The sequence below is a fragment of the Spiroplasma endosymbiont of Polydrusus formosus genome (assembly GCF_964263245.1).
Classification (GTDB): Bacteria; Bacillota_I; Bacilli_A; order Mycoplasmatales; family Mycoplasmataceae; genus Spiroplasma.
This window is the reverse complement of the sequence record NZ_OZ181656.1, coordinates 1,115,626-1,134,599: the sequence shown is the minus strand read 5'-3', so window position 1 is coordinate 1,134,599 and position 18,974 is coordinate 1,115,626. Positions and strand designations below refer to the sequence as shown.

Annotated in this window: 17 protein-coding genes, 1 tRNA gene and 3 rRNA genes; 4 read left to right on the top strand and 17 right to left on the bottom strand. The window is 29.1% G+C overall.

Annotated elements, in window-relative coordinates:
* Positions 1 to 276: 276 nt before the first annotated feature.
* Positions 277 to 429 (bottom strand): hypothetical protein, encoded by a 153-nt coding sequence (locus tag ACE38S_RS05920; RefSeq protein ID WP_374696803.1) that lies wholly within the window; start codon positions 427 to 429, stop codon positions 277 to 279.
* Between the two features lie 940 nt (positions 430 to 1,369).
* Here ACE38S_RS05920 and ACE38S_RS05915 point away from each other — a divergent pair.
* Positions 1,370 to 1,600: a hypothetical protein gene (locus ACE38S_RS05915; RefSeq protein WP_374696802.1), complete on the top strand. Its 231-nt coding sequence runs from the start codon at positions 1,370 to 1,372 to the stop codon at positions 1,598 to 1,600.
* Between the two features lie 254 nt (positions 1,601 to 1,854).
* On the opposite strand, the gene ACE38S_RS05910 is transcribed toward ACE38S_RS05915, so the two are convergent.
* From ACE38S_RS05910 to ACE38S_RS05890, 5 genes are all read right to left on the bottom strand, one after another.
* Positions 1,855 to 1,995, bottom strand: a complete 141-nt coding sequence (locus ACE38S_RS05910; RefSeq protein WP_374696801.1) for a hypothetical protein — start codon at positions 1,993 to 1,995, stop codon at positions 1,855 to 1,857.
* A gap of 267 nt (positions 1,996 to 2,262) precedes the next feature.
* A complete protein-coding gene (locus tag ACE38S_RS05905; protein WP_374696800.1) occupies positions 2,263 to 3,213 on the bottom strand; it encodes an IS30 family transposase in 951 nt (316 codons plus the stop codon).
* A gap of 90 nt (positions 3,214 to 3,303) precedes the next feature.
* Positions 3,304 to 3,426 (bottom strand): hypothetical protein, encoded by a 123-nt coding sequence (locus ACE38S_RS05900; RefSeq protein ID WP_374696799.1) that lies wholly within the window; start codon positions 3,424 to 3,426, stop codon positions 3,304 to 3,306.
* On the bottom strand, positions 3,407 to 3,547 hold the full coding sequence (locus ACE38S_RS05895; protein ID WP_374696798.1) for a hypothetical protein: 141 nt from the start codon (positions 3,545 to 3,547) through the stop codon (positions 3,407 to 3,409). The genes ACE38S_RS05900 and ACE38S_RS05895 overlap by 20 nt, the downstream gene beginning before the upstream one ends.
* Complete coding sequence (locus ACE38S_RS05890; protein ID WP_374696797.1) at positions 3,522 to 3,713, bottom strand: hypothetical protein; 192 nt, start codon at positions 3,711 to 3,713, stop codon at positions 3,522 to 3,524. Before ACE38S_RS05890 ends, ACE38S_RS05895 begins: the two co-directional genes overlap by 26 nt.
* A gap of 513 nt (positions 3,714 to 4,226) precedes the next feature.
* On the opposite strand from ACE38S_RS05890, the gene ACE38S_RS05885 reads away from it, so the two are divergent.
* Complete coding sequence (locus tag ACE38S_RS05885; RefSeq protein ID WP_374696796.1) at positions 4,227 to 4,349, top strand: hypothetical protein; 123 nt, start codon at positions 4,227 to 4,229, stop codon at positions 4,347 to 4,349.
* A 241-nt stretch (positions 4,350 to 4,590) separates the two neighbouring features.
* On the opposite strand, the gene ACE38S_RS05880 is transcribed toward ACE38S_RS05885, so the two are convergent.
* The 6 genes from ACE38S_RS05880 to ACE38S_RS05855 form a co-directional block, all read right to left on the bottom strand.
* Positions 4,591 to 4,824 (bottom strand): hypothetical protein, encoded by a 234-nt coding sequence (locus ACE38S_RS05880; protein WP_374696795.1) that lies wholly within the window; start codon positions 4,822 to 4,824, stop codon positions 4,591 to 4,593.
* Positions 4,825 to 6,139: 1,315 nt separating this feature from the next.
* A complete protein-coding gene (locus ACE38S_RS05875; RefSeq protein ID WP_374696794.1) occupies positions 6,140 to 6,298 on the bottom strand; it encodes a DNA cytosine methyltransferase in 159 nt (52 codons plus the stop codon).
* Between the two features lie 325 nt (positions 6,299 to 6,623).
* Positions 6,624 to 6,730: ribosomal RNA gene (gene rrf, locus ACE38S_RS05870) — 5S ribosomal RNA — on the bottom strand.
* A 71-nt stretch (positions 6,731 to 6,801) separates the two neighbouring features.
* A 23S ribosomal RNA gene (locus ACE38S_RS05865) occupies positions 6,802 to 9,721 on the bottom strand.
* A gap of 285 nt (positions 9,722 to 10,006) precedes the next feature.
* Positions 10,007 to 11,531: ribosomal RNA gene (locus ACE38S_RS05860) — 16S ribosomal RNA — on the bottom strand.
* Together the 16S, 23S and 5S rRNA genes form the textbook arrangement of a ribosomal RNA operon.
* A 1,288-nt stretch (positions 11,532 to 12,819) precedes the next feature.
* Positions 12,820 to 12,990 (bottom strand): hypothetical protein, encoded by a 171-nt coding sequence (locus tag ACE38S_RS05855; protein ID WP_374696112.1) that lies wholly within the window; start codon positions 12,988 to 12,990, stop codon positions 12,820 to 12,822.
* Positions 12,991 to 13,746: 756 nt separating this feature from the next.
* On the opposite strand from ACE38S_RS05855, the gene ACE38S_RS05850 reads away from it, so the two are divergent.
* Positions 13,747 to 13,881, top strand: a complete 135-nt coding sequence (locus ACE38S_RS05850) for a hypothetical protein (RefSeq protein WP_374696793.1) — start codon at positions 13,747 to 13,749, stop codon at positions 13,879 to 13,881.
* A 562-nt stretch (positions 13,882 to 14,443) separates the two neighbouring features.
* Here the strand turns inward: ACE38S_RS05850 and ACE38S_RS05845 are convergent.
* The 3 genes from ACE38S_RS05845 to ACE38S_RS05835 all read right to left on the bottom strand — a co-directional run bounded on the left by ACE38S_RS05845 (position 14,444) and on the right by ACE38S_RS05835 (position 17,042).
* Positions 14,444 to 14,662 (bottom strand): hypothetical protein, encoded by a 219-nt coding sequence (locus ACE38S_RS05845; RefSeq protein WP_374696792.1) that lies wholly within the window; start codon positions 14,660 to 14,662, stop codon positions 14,444 to 14,446.
* A 13-nt stretch (positions 14,663 to 14,675) separates the two neighbouring features.
* On the bottom strand, positions 14,676 to 14,870 hold the full coding sequence (locus ACE38S_RS05840) for an IS3 family transposase (protein ID WP_374697162.1): 195 nt from the start codon (positions 14,868 to 14,870) through the stop codon (positions 14,676 to 14,678).
* A gap of 1,647 nt (positions 14,871 to 16,517) precedes the next feature.
* Positions 16,518 to 17,042 carry a tRNA (cytidine(34)-2'-O)-methyltransferase gene (locus ACE38S_RS05835; protein ID WP_374696791.1) on the bottom strand — a complete coding sequence of 175 codons (525 nt, stop codon included), beginning with the start codon at positions 17,040 to 17,042 and terminating at the stop codon, positions 16,518 to 16,520.
* A gap of 396 nt (positions 17,043 to 17,438) precedes the next feature.
* Between ACE38S_RS05835 and ACE38S_RS05830 the strand changes: the two genes are divergently transcribed.
* Entirely contained in the window at positions 17,439 to 18,221 is a 783-nt protein-coding gene (locus tag ACE38S_RS05830; RefSeq protein WP_374696790.1) for a phosphotransferase, read from the top strand.
* A gap of 29 nt (positions 18,222 to 18,250) precedes the next feature.
* Here the strand turns inward: ACE38S_RS05830 and ACE38S_RS05825 are convergent, their stop codons facing one another.
* Together ACE38S_RS05825 and ACE38S_RS05820 are read right to left on the bottom strand one after the other, a co-directional pair.
* On the bottom strand, positions 18,251 to 18,799 hold the full coding sequence (locus ACE38S_RS05825) for a DxFTY motif-containing membrane protein (protein ID WP_374696789.1): 549 nt from the start codon (positions 18,797 to 18,799) through the stop codon (positions 18,251 to 18,253).
* Positions 18,800 to 18,867: 68 nt separating this feature from the next.
* Positions 18,868 to 18,941, bottom strand: a tRNA-Gly gene (locus tag ACE38S_RS05820).
* Between the last annotated feature and the right edge of the window lie 33 nt (positions 18,942 to 18,974).

The following is an 18,974-nucleotide window of genomic DNA, read 5'->3' as shown; positions in this document are numbered from 1 at the left end:
AGAAGTAAATTAACCAACTGTAATAGTAGTATCTAAATAGTAAAATCAATAATTACCATATATGCATATATGGTTACAATTTTAAGTAAAATAAAAACGTCTATGAAAATAGACGTTTTTATAATAAATATTGGGAGGTGCCAAATATTAGGAGATACCTAATATTTTATTCTATCTAAATTTTTCCTTTAAATGTTAGTAGTTAAGAAATAATTATTCATTTACAATATGGGAAACAATTTCTTTCAATTATTCTTCATTACCACATTTACAACATTATTCACATCTTTCGCATACTTTACAATCTGGATCTAAATCATTAATTTTATTACATTTTTTCCCACAATCACAAGTGATTTCACAATATGTTCCCGTTGTGTTTATATATGTCCCCATTCATTTTTCTTCAATCTTTTTGCTTAATTCCATCTCAATTTATTTTATGGCGTCATGTAAGATTAACCAATAAAAAACAATTATTGTAAGATTGTTTTTTTTTGTTAAAAACATAAATTTATTTGCATTATTGATCGGATGGTATCTTTAAATTTAGAACTTTTATCATAAAAACAGAACAAAATCTGTTTTTCCTACACAAAATAAAGGATATTTTTATAAATTTCTTTTCAAATAAAGGTATTATTCTATCAATAATGCAACTATCAAAATTAATATTTTAATGCTTAAAGATTGATAACTCATCTATGACACGAAGAATTAAAGAAAGTGTGAAATAGATGGATTTACTCTCCTATTTATTTCTTTAATTTTCGACAAGATTAATCACTTGCGAAATATTATAGCATGTGTTTTTGGGCTTGTTTTCATAAAAAGAGTGTTGTTAAAAACCGAAAAAAACAATATCGGACACTAAAAAACAAGATGGTTGGAGCTTTCAAAAGGTTATTTTATTTATATAAAGTTTTCTGGGGATGGATGAAGCGTAATTAATAACTAGGTAAACTATTGTTTGTTTCCGTACGGGATAAACTTTATCTCTAAATATAAAGTTTTAGTATCGCCACCACCCACCACCCACCCATGAAGTGATGTGGGTGGTGGGTGGTGGAAATTTAACTAATTAAATAAAAATATAAATATTCTTACTAAATATCAAAATATTAACCAATAAAGGAATTTTCTGTTTATTTAAAATAATAAATTAGAATAAAATATTATACAATAATATAAAAATAAATATATCAATAAAAATTAAAATAAAATAACAACATCATTTGATTGAGTTATTTGTAAAGCTGTTGGTTGTCGTATTTTCCATCATAAAAAGCATTATAATTTGCAATGTTTATAATTAGCAAAAATATATTTAAATTTATTTGAAGATAAATGATATTTTATTAATTCATATATGCAAAATTATAAAATTAATGATATTTTAGATTTGACTTCGGATTGTTTAATAATGTTACAAATTGATAAAAAAATCAAATACACCAAATTAAAATATATTATTACAATTGACCATGCTGGAATTGGACAAACTGGTATTGTTATTTATAATGTTTTGCAAAATAAAATAATTAATAATAGATTAGCAGCCCTTTTTAGGACACTTTTATATGGACTGTTGTTTTCTTAAATTCAACAGGGTATTAAATAATTTAAACTACCGTGAATTCGAATATTGTTATATCAATGCACAAAGTTAAATAATTTGTATTTTAATTGGGTTAAATTTATAAATTTTTGCCTCTTGACAAATTATTTTTTAAAACTTTTGTAAATTGTTTCAGCCCCAGCATTATCATAAAGATAGTCTTCTTTTTATTGCTTAATGATCGTTTAGTGTTAAAAGTACTTAAGGTATTATCAATGATTTTATTTTTAAATTAATTACTCCAGTCAGTATGAAATAACGTAATTTGTTTTAATGATTTTATAATTGAATAAAAAGTTTCTTTGCACTAGTTGTACTATTTTGTTTGTCTCGATATTATAGACAATTATTTCACGATTAAACAAATCAATTAACAAACAAAGATAATGTCATTTAGCACCACCTTGAACATATGTTCAATCACTAACAACAACTTCATTGGGTTTTGTGGTTTATATTATTAATTATTAAATTCACAGTTTAAAACGTTGCTAATTTCGTCGTTATTAACCACCAACTTATGATTACAATATTTTAATTTGGTATATTTAGATACTAACTAATTTTTAATCATAAGTTGGTGAATTTTTCTTCGCGATAAGATAATATCTTTAAAAATTGCCTAATTGTAAAGTTAAGTGCAACTAAATTATTTTTCTAACCAAATATTCGATTGGTGAAAGATAATTTAGTATTTTTCTTGGTCTATGGTTTAAAGACAATATAAATTTATGAACTGCATTTTTCGTGGTATTTGAAAAATTAAATTTTTTAGGAAATTTTTCTCTAATTAACCCATTAGTATTTTCATTAGTACCTCTTTGTCAGGGTGAATATACATTAGCAAAATAAATTTTCACATTTAAATTTTTTTCAAGTTGTTGTCAATTAGCAAATTCTTTACCTCTATCAAATGTTATAGTTTTAACAAGATTATTTGGAAGAATTGATAAATAATGGCTAATGTTTTCGTTAATAACTTTAGTAGTTCTATTTTCAACTAACATTGCTAAAGTAAATCTTGATGTTCTTTCAACTAAAGTTATTAAACATGATTTACTTTTACCTCGCGGTGATACTATAGTATCACCCTCTCAATGGCCAACAGTTATGCGATTATTAACATTAACATTTCGTTCTTTAATTGATTTACCATTAAATTTACCGCGATTTTCTTGAGATTTTCGTTTCTTACCTTTTCTTCTTAAATTTTTATTAGTAACCTTTTCAAGTAATCCAGAATAAATTCAATTGTAAATTGTTTTAAAACTAATAATTCATTCTTTATGAAAATTTTTAATTCTTCCATAAATTTGTTCAGGCGATCAACCTAATAATAATTTTTGTTGTACATATTTTACTAATTCTCTATTTTTAAACTTATGAAAATAAACATGTGATTGTTTTCTATTTTCTGCTTTATTTTGTGCAATTAATGAAAAATAATGATTATTATCTTTATTTCTATTAACTTCTCGAATAATAGTACTAATACTTCGATTAAGATTTTTAGCTATTTCACTAATTTTTAATTTAAATTTCAATTGATTCTCAATATAAATTCTTTCATCTATGCCAAGATGTTTATATCCCATATAAAAAACTCCTTGCTTTAATTTTTCTAAAATAAACTTAGCATCATGAAATTTTTATATGAAATTTTTTGCAATTTTATTTACTTGCACTTACAAGTATAATTTAGCAATTAAAAAAGCTTTAATTTTACAAGATCCATAAATTTTGGCGATTATCATTATAAATGCATTGATAACTTTTTGTTCATAATTATTAACATCAACTATAGCCACATTTATTAATTTGATAGTAATATGTTGATTTTGCTATCTTTAATTTTGATCCTATTTGACCAATTTTTCGCACAGAATATTTTTCTTTATTATTGTTAATAATTTCTATTTTTTTTATCAACCATCAGCACTGCTTGCTTTAAGGGGTTGTTTTTCATTATAATTGGATTAATTCTTTTCGCAAGGCAATCAAAGTTCATTTTTTCAACAGTGCGATTATCTTTTGCTTTAAAAGATCCAGAATTATGAAATTTTTCAATTAACTGATATATAGTTGATTTTGACACCTTATATTATTTAAAAATTTCAAGAATGTTTTGCTATTTTGATAAAGTAAAACAATTTGTTTTTTAAATTCATATACCGATGAATTTCTTCCCTATTTTTATATTCCTACTTTCTTCATAATTATATTTTATTTGAAAATTCACATAAATATGATCCAACTTATTGTAACTTATTAATATAATTCACATTAATAATATATACAAGATGTTATGAAATGAAATAATTTATATTCAAAGCGTAAAGAAAAATATATAATTAAAAAATAGTAAATACTTTTTATTAGTACTTACTAAGATGGGCGCACTATTAAAAGGATTGTCAATCCAAGTTAAAAAAAGACTTTGTCAATAATTAAAAAAGATAATATCGCATTATATAAATTTAATTTATATAATTAATATATTAAAAATATCAAAAAATTAAAGTATGTATGCAATTTTTAGCAAATTAACTAAATTTATATAAATACTGCGTCAAAATTAGATAATATCCCGCACCTAATCCAACAGTATATGAAAAAAACAACACCACCAGTTAAAACCAATAAACCAGGGGCTAAAAATTGTATTCCTAAAAATTATAATAATTGTAAACCAAAACTTTTTTCTTATTGCTGAGTAGACAAATCTAGTTAGCGTTTTTTAACAGCATAAATAGTGGTTGTTTTAGATGTTCCAATTGGCATTTTTAATACCAAATAGCACTAAAAATAGTATTATTAATAATTTTTTATTTTAACATAAATCGGTGTTGTTTGACCAGTATCTTTGTTTTTACCTTTAATTTGAACTTCAACAATTTTATCGTTTATAAACATCAATTGGTTAATCTTTGCTTTTGCTATTATTTAGTTACTAACGGGATTGATGTTTTAAATTATATATTGGCTAAAGTTATAATTGCTGTTTTATGGTTTTTACCAACTATAGTATTTTTTTCTGGATGACCAAAGACATTTATTGCTTTAATATTTGGAAATTCAATATTACGTTCAACAATTGTTCGACAATTATTAACTTTTCTATGGTTTTCTGTTTTATTATGTGGTTTATTTTTATCTTTTCGTAATAAATTTTCTTTATTAAAATTATAACGATAAAAGTTAAACATAAATAAAGTCTTTGAACAGATAAAATCTTTGTCAATATTTCTTATTATATTTGTAATAATATCTGGTGAAGTAGTGTTAATAATTAACTAAATAATTAATAATTTAAAGGTAAATTTTATTTAATGTTTTTTTGCAACCATCTTTTTTGTTTTTATTACTATTTTAATAAATTTCAATTTGGTTTAAACCAGAGCCAACATTTTATAAATTATATGGACAGTTTTTTACTTTGATTTATTTCATAAGCTGTTTTTCTAATTTAATAATTAAAATTTTGATATTGTTGGATTGAAATTAATTTTTCTATTGTGTTTTTTGATACACTGTGTTATTTATCCTTTTTAAATTTGGATTTTAACACAATATTTTTATTTGTTTAACTGTCCCATTTAATTTTACAATTTAGGAAATTAAAAAGATATTATTTTACTACTATCTTGTTGTTGTAATTTATGGTTATCAACGATGATTTTATTGGCATTACTTGCTGTGATTGTTCCCATATAATTATTTTATGTTTTTCAAAACCGATTATATGAACAATTAACTAGTAAATCGTCTTAGCTTGTGGTAAAATAACAAAATTACTATAAATCCTTAATTGGAATTGCAATTTTTGCTGATTTTAAATTTGTAATTAATGTATACAGATATGTATTTTCATTAATATAATTATATAATCTACTTTATTGTTTATAAAAATTAAAATCTATTTCCATTTTGCCACAAGCATTAAACTTTATATCATTTGAAATTGCAATAATTCCTACGTTTCCTCATCGCATCTACTTTATTAGAATTGTATAAGAACATTTTTCAATTATTTTAAGTTTATTGTTTTCAACTGCTTTTTCATTGATTATTGTCTAATGAAATATTTTTCATTTACATTGTTTTCTAAAATATCTTTTACCAAAAATTTTAAATTACAATGTTTGGATATTGAAATTTAAAATATTGCTTTAATATTGAAATCATAAATAATCGTTTTCTATTTTTGGGAATTCAACAATACTTGGCATTCGTTGTAAAATATTGGTTATGATATCCTAATTTATTAAGTTGATTTTGTAGATTTTAAAATCCAACAAAAAACTTTTTACTTAATAAATTTGATAAATTTTCCATTTAAAGATATTTTGGTTTTGTTGGCATTGTGTTTATTAAATCAACAGCTTTGTATGCTTAGACTACTTCTTTTGGGATATTTAATCCTTGTACGTTATTATTGGTATTTTATATGTCTTGATACGGGAAATGATCAAGTTATTAAATCGGCATATGGTAAAGTTTTTATTTTAAAAGTAATATCCCCTAAATTTTGGGTTTAATAATCATTAAAATTGCTCGATATGATTTTTCTGCGTATTTGTCATTATCACAAAAAACAATTATTTTATGATTAATTCCAATATTTTCTAATAATTTTCTTTGACTTCCAATCCCGGCAAATAATTCAATTACTTTAACCATAATAAACCATCGTTCTTATAATTTTTTTATCTAAAATTATTCATGGGTTGCCAATCCAATTAATAATTTTAGTACCATTATTATTTTTCGTATCGCATGAACTCACTTCGCTTAACACCAACAATGGCGCTCAAGTAATTGCTAGCGCACTTAATAAACTTAGAAGTTTCTTTATTTTTAAATTTAACCTTCTTATTAGAATCGCTAAGATATAATTATTTTATCTTAAAAAGTTAGAAAATTATTTTTTAATTTATAATTTACACCACCCATCATGTAAATGTGACAAATTATAAATTAAAAAAAGGTTTTAACCTTTTTTTTAATCTGGCACTGCCCTATTTTCACCTTGCGACTATCGTCGGCGTAATAGTGCTTAACTGCCGTGTTCGGGATGGGAACGGGTGTGTCCACTATGCCATAAGCACCAGATTTATCTGAGAGAAATTATCCGCTCAAAACTAGATAATAAACTGTCTAAAATTTGTAAATAAGCTCTCGCTTTTTTGAAGTCCTCGACCTATTAGTATTGGTTAGCTTAACACGTCACCGTGATTACACACCCAACCTATCAACCTTGTCGTCTTCAAGGGGTCTTACTCCATAAAGGATGGGAAATCTCATCTTAAAGTATGCTTCTCGCTTAGATGCCTTCAGCGATTATCATTTCCACACATAGCTACCCAGCTATGCCACTGGCGTGACAACTGGAGCACCAGAGGTGTGTCCATCCCGGTCCTCTCGTACTAGGGACAGATCTCTTCAAATTTCCTACGCCCACAACAGATAGGGACCAAACTGTCTCACGACGTTCTGAACCCAGCTCGCGTACCGCTTTAATGGGCGAACAGCCCAACCCTTGGAACCAACTTCAGCTCCAGGATGCGATGAGCCGACATCGAGGTGCCAAACCTCCCCGTCGATGTGAACTCTTGGGGGAGATCAGCCTGTTATCCCCAGGGTAACTTTTATCCGTTGAGCGACGGCCCTTCCACGCGGGACCGCCGGATCACTAAGCCCAGCTTTCGCTCCTGTTCGACTTGTAGGTCTCACAGTCAAGCACCCTTATACCTTTGCGCTCTATGTATGATTTCCGACCATACTGAGGGTACCTTTGGGCGCCTCCGTTACATTTTAGGAGGCGACCGCCCCAGTCAAACTACCCACCTGACACTGTCTCTGATCTGGCTTACAGATCTAGGTTAGGATTCCGACATAACAAGGGTGGTATTCCAAGGATGACTCCACAATAACTAGCGTTACTGCCTCAAAGTCTCCCACCTATCCTATACACGCTATATCAAAATCCAATATCAAGCTATAGTAAAGCTCCATGGGGTCTTTCCGTCTAGTTGCGGGTAACCTGCATCTTCACAGGTACTAAAATTTCACCGAGTCTGCAGCCGAGACAGCGAAGGGATCATTACGCCTTTCGTGCGGGTCAGAACTTACCTGACAAGGAATTTCGCTACCTTAGGACCGTTATAGTTACGGCCGCCGTTCACTGGGGCTTCGGTTCAAAGCTTCGCTAATGCTAACTTAATCCCCTTAACCTTCCAGCACTGGGCAGGCGTCACCCCCTATACGTCGTCTTACGACTTTGCAGAGAGTTGTGTTTTTGCTAAACAGTTGCCCCTTCCTCTTCACTGCGGCTCATAGTAATATGAGCACCCCTTCTCGCGAACTTACGGGGTTATTTTGCAGAGTTCCTTAGCTACAGTTATCTCGCTTGCCTTAGGATTCTCTCCTTGACCACGTGTGTTCGTTCTAGGTACAGGCACCATATAAATAGTGCTAGAAGCTTTTCTTGGAAGCATGGAGTTGTATACTTCGCTACTAGGCGGAACCTTTCACTCCCCATAACACTTCAAGGTTATGCAAGGCGGATTTTCCAACCTTACCCTCTTTGTGCTTAACCCAGAATCCAATAACTGGGATATACTATCCTTCTCCGTCACTCCATCGCTCTATATGGTGGTACAGGAATATCAACCTGTTGTCCATCGACTACGCCTTTCGGCCTCGCCTTAGGTCCTGACTAACCCTGGGTGGACGAACCTTGCCCAGGAAACCTTGGTCAAACGGCATGAGGGATTCTCACCCTCAAACGTTACTCATGCCGGCATTCTCACTTCTAACCAGTCCAGCAGTCCTCACGATCTACCTTCATCCCTGTTAGAACGCTCCCCTACCGCCCTGTATATAAAATATACAAAACCCATAGCTTCGGTATTATGCTTAGCCCCGGTACATTTTCGGCGCAAAGTTACTTGACTAGTGAGCTGTTACGCACTCTTTAAAGGGTGGCTGCTTCTAAGCCAACCTCCTAGCTGTCTAAGCGACTTCACATCCTTACACACTTAGCATAAATTTTGGGACCTTAGCTGATGATCTGGGCTGTTTCCCTTACGTGCATGGACCTTATCACCCATGTACTGACTGCCGAGTATACAAAATTGGCATTCGGAGTTTAATTGCATTCAGTACCCCTAGGTGGGGCCATCATACATTTAGTGCTCTACCTCCAACTTGCTTAACCTCGACGCTAGCCCTAAAGCTATATCGGGGAGAACCAGCTATCTCCAGGTTCGATTGGAATTTCACCCCTAACCACAAGTCATCCGCGGTCTTTTCAACGAACGTCGGTTCGGTCCTTCATTAAGTTTTACCTCAACTTCAACCTGCTCATGGCTAGATCACCTGGTTTCGGGTCTATGACAACATACTAAACGCCCTATTAAGGCTCGCTTTCACTACGGCTCCGTATTTTCTACTTAACCTTGCATGCTATCATAACTCGCCGGCTCATTCTACAAAAAGCACGCCGTCACCCATTAACGGGCTCCGACTTCTTGTAGGCATATGGTTTCAGGTACTATTTCACTCCCCTCCCGGGGTGCTTTTCACCTTTCCCTCACGGTACAATGGTTCACTATCGGTGAATAGGTAGTATTTAGCCTTACGCGGTGGTCCGCGTTGATTCCGACAAGATTTCACGTGTCTCGCCGTACTCAGGATTCCATTTCGAGTCTTGTTTATTTCATATACGGGGCTATCACCCTCTGTGGCATGGTTTCCCAACCATTTCTACTATAAACAAGTTTTGTAACTCTACTAACATGGTCCTACAACCCCAGATAAATCTGGTTTGGGCTGTTCCCTGTTCGCTCGCCACTACTAAGGGAATCGCATTCGCTTTCTTTTTCCTCTAGGTACTAAGATGTTTCAATTCCCTAGGTATACCTTCGCTATAACTATTTATTCATTATAGGATGATGAGAAATTAATCTCATCAGGTTTCCCCATTCGGACATGTCCGGATCAAAGCTTACTTCCAGCTCTCCGAACCTTATCGCAGGTAGTCACGTCCTTCGTCGTCTCCTATTCCCAAGGCATTCACCATACGCCCTTTGTAACTTCAAAATTTTATAAATTATTTGACCTGATTTTAAATCAGTTTTTTTGAGAATCATTTACAAATATAACTGTGAAATTTTAGTTATTTTTTAAAAATAACAAAAATTTTAAATTATGATTATTTTAATCATGTGATTAAAATAATCAGATGTCTATTATCCAGTTTTCAAAGAACAATTTGCAATAACGTTTTTGTTATTGTCAGAGAACTAATCTCTGAAAACTAAACATAACGGTCATAAAAACTAATTAATTAATATAAATAATTACTATAAAGTATTAACTCCATAGAAAGGAGGTGATCCATCCGCACGTTCTCGTACGGATACCTTGTTACGACTTCACCCTAATCATCAATCCTACCTTGGGCGGCTCCCTCCTTGCGGTTAGAATACCGACTTCTGGTATTATCAACTCTCATGGTGTGACGGGCGGTGTGTACAAGACCCGAGAACGTATTCACCGCGACATTGCTGATTCGCGATTACTAGCGATTCCGACTTCATGAGGGCGAGTTTCAGCCCTCAATCCGAACTGAGATCGGCTTTTTCAGATTAGCTCCCTCTTGCGAGATCGCAACTGTTTGTACCGACCATTGTAGCACGTGTGTAGCCCAAGACATAAGGGGCATGCTGATTTGACGTCATCCCCACCCTCCTCTAGCTTACACCAGCAGTCCCGTTAAAGTATCTCAACTTAATGGAGTAATTAACGGTAAGGGTTGCGCTCGTTACTGGACTTAACCAAACACCTCACGGCACGAGCTGACGACAACCATGCACCACCTGTCTCAATGTTAACCTCCACTGTATTTCTACAGCTTTGCACTGGATGTCAAGCCTTGGTAAGGTTCTTCGCGTTGCTTCGAATTAAACCACATGCTCCACCGCTTGTGCGGGTCCCCGTCAATTCCTTTGAGTTTCACTCTTGCGAGCATACTACTCAGGCGGAGTACTTAATGCGTTAGCTGCAGCACCGAACTTAGTCCGACACTTAGTACTCATCGTTTACGGCGTAGACTACTAGGGTATCTAATCCTATTTGCTCCCTACGCTTTCGTGCCTAAACGTCAGTGATAGGCCAGTCGACCGCCTTCGCCACTGGTGTTCCTCCATATATCTACGCATTTCACCGCTACATATGGAATTCCATCAACCTCTCCTACACTCTAGTTTAACAGTTTTCAAGGCGAACTGGAGTTGAGCTCCAGGATTTGACCCCAAACTTGTTAAACCGTCTGCGCACGCTTTACGCCCAATAAATCCGGATAACGCTTGCCACCTATGTATTACCGCGGCTGCTGGCACATAGTTAGCCGTGGCTTTCTGGTAAGGTACCGTCAAATAAGTATCATTCCCTATACTTACTGTTCTTCCCTTACAACAGACTTTTACAATCCGAAGACCGTCTTCAGTCACGCGGCATTACTCCATCAGGCTTTCGCCTATTGTGAAAAATTCCCTACTGCTGCCTCCCGTAGGAGTTCGGGCCGTGTCTCAGTCCCGATGTGGCCGATCAACCTCTCAGTTCGGCTACGTATCATTGTCTTGGTAGGCCATTGCCCCACCAACTAACTAATACGGCGCATCCTCATCCAATTAGTGATCCAAAACGGACCTTTTAACACTCTCTGATGCCAGAAAATGTTGTATGCGGTATTATCAGTCGTTTCCAACTGTTATCCCCCGCTAATGGGTAGATTAGATACGTGTTACTCACCCGTTCGCCACTGGGTGCAAAAAGCACCTCGTTCGACTTGCATGTATTAGGTATGCCGCCAGCGTTCATCCTGAGCCAGGATCAAACTCTCATTAAAAAAATATTGTTTTCGTTCCTAGCTTTAATGACGGATATTCATTGAATAAATGATTATCTTTTGTTGTTATGTTTAGTTTTCAAAGATCGTTGTTGTGTCAGCAAAACACCTTTTTAATCATACAAAATTATGCGATTATTGTCAACAAATTTTTTACTTTTTTCATATTTTTAGTATTGCTTTTGATTTAAGTAATTAATAATTTGTTACCAACTGACACCTATATAAGTATATAAAATCCTCATTTTTTTTGCAAGTGTTTTTGGAAAAATATTAATATTTTTTTATAAAAAAATAACTACTTAAAAAATAGTTATTTTAGACCTTTTTGCTTTGAAATCAATTTTTAATCTGTTTTCATCCGGACCCATGTTAAATATGGATCTTGGATTAGCAACCTTTTTAGGACACTTTTTATATGGACTGTTGTTTTCTAAATTCAACAGGTATTAAATAATTTAAACTACCATGAATTCAAATATTGTTATATCAATGCACAAAGTTAAATAATTTGTATTTTAATTGGGTTAAATTTATAAATTTTTGTTACTTGATAAATTATGTTTTAAAACTTTTGTAAGTTGTTTCAGACATAACATTATCATAAGGATAGTCTTTTTTTATTGCTTAATGATTGTTTGGTGTTAAAAGTACTTAAGATATTATCAATGATTTTATTTTTAAATTAATTACCCCAGTTAGTATGAAATAACGTAATTTGTTTTAATGGTCTTGTAATTTAATAAAGGACTTCTTATAATAGTTGTACTATTTTGTTTGTCTCGATATTATAGACAATTATTTCACGATTAAACAAATCAATTAACAAACAAAGATAATGTCATTTAGCACCACCTTGAACATATGTTCAATCACTAACAACAACTTCATTGGGTTTTGTGGTTTATATTATTAATTATTAAATTCACAGTTTAAAACGTTGCTAATTTCGTCGTTATTAACCACCAACTTATGATTACAATATTTTAATTTGGTATATTTAGATACTAACTAATTTTTAATCATAATTTGGTGAATTTTTCTTCGCGATAAGATAATATCTTTAAAAATTAAAAAAGCTTTAATTTTACAAGATCCATAAATTTTGGCGATTATCATTATAAATGCATTGATAATTTTTTGTTAATAATTATTAACATCAACCATAGCCACATTTATTAATTTGATAGTAATATGTTGATTTTGCTATCTTTAATTTTGATCCTATTTGACCAATTTTTCGCATGGAATATTTTTCTTTATTATTGTTAATAATTTCTATTTTTTGCTAATTATCAGCACTACTTGCTTTAAAAGGTTGTTTTTCATTTGTAATTAGATTAATTATTTTCGCAAGGCAATCAAGTTCATTTTCTTCAACAGTGCGATTATTTTTCGCTTTAAAAAATCCAGAATTATGAAATTTTTCAATTAACTGATATATAGTTGATTTTGACACCTTATATTATTTAAAAATTTCAAGAATTGTTTTGCCATTTTGATAAAGTAAAACAATTTGTTTTTTAAATTCATATATCGATGAATTTCTTCCTATTTTTATATTCTTACTTTCTTTATAATTATATTTTATTTGAAAGTCCACATAAATATGATTAAACTTATTGTAACCTATTCATTCTGTACGATGAACCCAAAAAACAATTATTGTTAGGTTATTTTTTTTTTATTTTTATAAATCCCTTCAAATAAAGGTACTATCCGATCAATAATGCGACTCTTAAATTTAATATTTTGATGCTGAAAGATGGATAATTTATTTATGACACGAAGCTTTAAATAAAATGTGAAAGCGAATGGATTTACTCCTATTTATTTCTTTAATTTTCGGCAAAATTAATCACTTGCGAAATGTCAGAGCATGTGTTTTTGGCTTGTTTTCATAAAAAGAGTGTTGTTAAACCAAAAAAACAATAACGGACACTAAAAAACAAGATGATTGTAACTCAAAAAGGTTCTTTTCTTTATATAAAGTTGTGTGGGGATAGATGAAGCGTAATTAATAACTGATTAATTTTTTTTTACTTCCGCGGGGGATAATAAACTATGTCTAAATAACCATACCGCCTCCGATCGCAACCAAAGTGAAGCAAACTGCGTAGTAAAGTAAATAGATAAATACTTATATAACCAATTATCGCTTTGGCACTTTCACTTGTAAGTGAGTGTCATTGAATTAAAAATAGGAGGAAATATAATGACAGAATATAAAGGTTTGTATATTAATAAAACTTGAAATGAAATAACAAAATCATTTAATTGAGTTAATTGTCAACATATTAATTGTCGTATTTCACATCATAAAAATCATTATGATTTACAATGATTATAATGAGCAAAAATTTACTTAAATTTATTTAAAAAAAATGATATGTTATTAATTATAATATATAACATTGCAAAATTAACCATATTTTAGATTTATCATCAGATGGTTTAAAAATATTACAAATTGAGAAAAAATAAAACAAATAAATTAAAATATATTATTGCAATTAATATCGCAGAAATTAAAAAAATGGTGTTATTATTTATAATGTTTCACAAAATAAAATGATTAGTAAAAACTGCACCAATTTTAGTAAGTACTAATAAAAAGTATTTACTATTTTTTAGTATATCTTTTTCTTTACGGTTTGAATACCATGTATTTCATTTTATAACATCTTTTATATATTATTCGTGTGAATTATATATTTTATTATTTATTGTAGCTTTTTTAAGTAATTAATGAAAACTTTCTATAACAATATTATCTTCATAGTGGTAATTTCCCCCTATTGAAATAATAATACCGTTAGATAAACATTTATCGTGATAAATAGCGAATTTATATTGATATCCGTGATCTGAGGTGAATTATTATGCCATTCAGATCTTTTTTTTTATTAATTTTATTTTTTAATTGCATCATTTAAATTATCCATTACTAATTTATTGTCATTATATTTAGATCACTTTACATCAACTATTTCTTTAGTATATTCATCAATAATTGTTGATTGATAATATTTTTCTCTTTTTCAAATTAAATATGTTACATCAGTATATAATACTAAAAACCTTGTTTTTATATCATTGAATTTACAATTAATTAAATCAGGATATTGCAATAAAATTTTTTATTTATTTATTATGTTTATACTTAATTTTTCTTCTCATTTTTCTTACATATTCAGGTTGTATTTGATTATTACACATAATCCTTAAAAATTTTTTTAAATTATATTTTATATCATAATCTTCATTTAAATATTTAGTAATTCTTCGGTATCCAAATTGTTTTAAATTTTCTTCATATACTTTTACAATATCATTTATTGCTTTTTTATTTTTTTTATTTTTTTGCTACTGTCATAATTTTTATATTTACCTCAATAACTATGTTTTAACTCCGTTACTTCTAATAATAATTTTATTGAATATTCACAACAATTTTGTTTAATAAAAGAGACGATTATTGGTTTGCTTAATTGTAAAAGTCATGGAGCTTTTTAATAATTAATACTCTGTTTTATAATATTAAAAAACTCTTTTGCCAAAAGAAATTTTTAATCTTTTAGGGTTGTTTAATTTTCCTTTTTTATTATTTGCTCATCAAGATTTTAATGTATTTGCATTTAGATTATATTGTTTTGCTGATATTCAACAACTTTTTTGTTTAATTTAATTAATTATTTTTGTTATAAATTATGATGTATATTTGTTATAATTTTGTCCTTTTCTTGCTATATAAATGCACCTCATAAAAATTTAGCAAAATTTTTTATTTTACTTACTTTTTGGTGTGCGCTCTTGATCATAAATTAGCAGATAATGACTGTTGAAAAAAGAGAAAAAGTGTATTAAACACATTATATTTTCAGATAAAAATTAATATGATTAGATAAAAGATTTAATAAGCGCCATGATACACCATAACAAATTTACAAAAAATATGAAAAATAATTTAGTATTAAATTTCCTATATGTGTTAAAACTTTATATAAGTAAATTTATTTTGGTATTTTAAATTTATCAAAAGAAAATTTATATTTTCATGGTAAAAAATTTAAAACAAAAAATAGAAAAGATAACCGTGATAAAATTAATAATTATAGAATTATTAAAGAAGCAAAACACAATAAATATGAATTTGGTTGATTTCAAATGGATACAATATTTGATAAAGATCATCAGTCTAGTTGTTTAGTATTAACATAATAATTAAGCAAAAAAACTTTTTGTAAAAAATTAAAAGAAAAACCGGGATCAGAAGTTAAGAAAACAATTAAAAAAATTTTAAATAATAATATTTTCAAAAACATAAATATTAAAGGAATTATTGCCAATCAAGGTAAATAATTTAGCAAGTGAAAATAAATAGAAAAAATTGCCTGTACTAATGTTTATTTTTGTGATGCTGGAACACGCTCACACAAAAATTATTAGTTGAAAGAATTAATAGATATATTATACATTGATTTCCTAAAGGAACAGATTTTAATAATATTATGCAACAATAAAAAGATTGAGTTACTTATATTATTAATAATATATCAAGACCCTATTTACGGTGATTAAATTCACAACAATTATTTTTAAATTTATCATCACATATTCAATAAATTATTTTTAGTGTGCCAAAATTCATAAATTTAAGACAAAAATACGATAATTTTAAAAATAAAATTATATTGAATAGTTATTTTATTGTGTTATAATGAAATTAAATAAATTGTGTAATTTTAATTTACAATTTACATTTTTAAATATTCGTTGAATTTTTAGTAAAAATTTCATTATTTTTCGTTCTAATTATTTATTATAAAAAATAATTTCATAAGTTTATACTACTTGCCCAACCAATATCATTTGATTCAATTCATTCTTTATCATCTTTTCTAAGAAAAAAATCAATATAACTCAATATTAAAAGAATTATAAAAAAATTTTTTCAAAAGTAAAAAAAAATAACAATAAGCCTTGTTATTTTTGGTTTAGAAAATCAGATCCTTTTTGAACTTCACTTTTTGATAAGCCAAGATAATCTAATTGTCGCATAATTTCATAACCAACAATTCCCACTGTGTTAGCGATGTTTAAACTACGCACATTCTCTGACATTGGAATACGAAATGTGTGAGGTAAATATTCTTTTAAAATGGCAGTTGGGATTCCTGTTGATTCACGACCAAATAAAATAAAAAGTTTTTCGTCCTTGGTAAAATCAAAGATACTATGCGGTTGTTGAGCATAACGGGTTGCACAATATAATTTAAGATTTGGATTTAATTGTAAAAAATGTGCTCAATCATTATATGTCTCATAATCAACGTATTCAATATAATTGGCACTGCTACGTGCCATAAAGCGTTCATCAAAAATAAAACCAAACGGTTCAATTAAATGTAATTTAGCATTAATCGCAACACAAGTACGTATAATTGCTCCAACATTTTGGGCAATTTCTGGTTCAAATAAAATAATATTAATTTTTTTTGTTTTTTTCATTTTATTCTCCTAATCATCATTTTTTAAAACTAATAAATGATTTGACAAGATATTAATCCTAAAAAGTTTCCTAAACCAATAATATCAAATCCATAATCATCCTCTAACACCCGTTTATTAGCGTCTTACTTTAAGTCTTACTTTAATAATCCGCCTTTAAAGCGTTCTCTTAAAAAGTTGTTTCTGTTTCAGGAATGTTCGAAATTGAAATTTATAAATATAATAATGCCCTAACAATTACATTAATGCCATCAAACATTGCTTTAAATTCATTAATATTACTTTTATTATTCGTTGCAATTAAAATTTCTTTCATTTCTGCTTTCTCCGATTTTTTTAACTATATATATTGTATAATAAAATTAATAAAATAATGAAACGAAAGGTGACGATATCGTGAAATACCGAATTAAAACAAAACTGAATTTAGGTATTACTAATCAAAATTATCAAAGTGTTAATAATCTTTTTATCCGTTACAGCAATCCTTTTACTAACTTATTCATTGACCATCAAAATGAAATTTTTGTTTTAGAAAAAATTAAAAATACTAATTTAACTTTGCCAATTGTTGACTATGGTTATGATAATGAGCATTTCTTTTTAGTAACACCTTACTATCCACTCTTACAACCACTTAGTGCTGTTAAAATCACAAATAAAGTCCTATCACAAGTTGCCACAATAATTAAACAATTGTGAGCCATTGAAATTAAGCAAAATTCAAAAATTAAAACTTTTAATCCCCAACAATTTTTAACAATTTTCAAAACAGCAGTACAAAAACAATTAGTTAATTTAGCTCCTTATGAAAATAAAATAATTTATACAAAACTAAAACCATCAAAACTTGTCTTATGCCATAATGATTTGAATAGTGGTAACTTAGTCTTTTTAGATCATAATTTGTACTTAATTGATTTTGAGTATTCAATGTTGAATGATAATTTTTTTGATGTTGCTTCATTCGCTTCTGAAACATTAACAACAAAAGAAAACCAAACTGCTTGATTTAGTCTTTTTAATTTAACACCTAGACAACAAGAAAAAATAGCAATGTGAATGTATTATCAAAATATTCTTTGAATTTATTGAGCTAATTATATGTATGAACAAACAAACCAAAAGATTTTTTTGAACATTATTGAAGGAAAATGAATTAATTTACAAAAAAAATAATTAGGGTTCTTTGTTGGACATTATGGATCTTATGATGCCTTATTATCCTTTTGATCAGCAGAGGCCAAAAAATGTTTTTGTGCTTTTTTAATTTGGAAATGAACACGTAAATTGCGCATTCATACAGATATAAAGGTTCCAAAAAAAATCGCAATTAGTAAAAAAAGAAAGGAAAATAAACAACGATAAATAATTTTATCTCACCCTCATCAGTACCCTGTCAAATAAATCCCATATAAAACTCAAGATAAAGCAATTGTATAAGTAAACTGGTCCGCTTGATGACAATGTAAAACAAAGCCAAAGCCAGTCAATAAAAAAACACTAACAATCATTGCTAAGCCAAAACCAATCCCTACACTAACATCAAAATGATAGGTAAAATTTAAATCTGGAGAAGTTAAGAAAAAAAACAATAAAAATGGTCCTACTGCTTCAATTATTAAAAATAAAAAACTTTTTCAAAACCCTGTTCGTGAAGCATGAAATGCTAAATCATCTTGCATTTCTGGTGGTAAATGTTTTCAATTACAATTATTAGTAAATTCTTTTTTATGATCTTTTTTAATGATTTTCATAAGAATTATTAACTTCTCTTTTCTCTTATTTTAACATAAAAAAATTTTTAAACCAATAATTAATATCATGGAGCGGGTGAAGGGAATCGAACCCTCACAGTCAGCTTGGAAGGCTGAAGTTCTACCATTAAACTACACCCGCATTTTTAAATTTTATCATTAACCACAATAATAT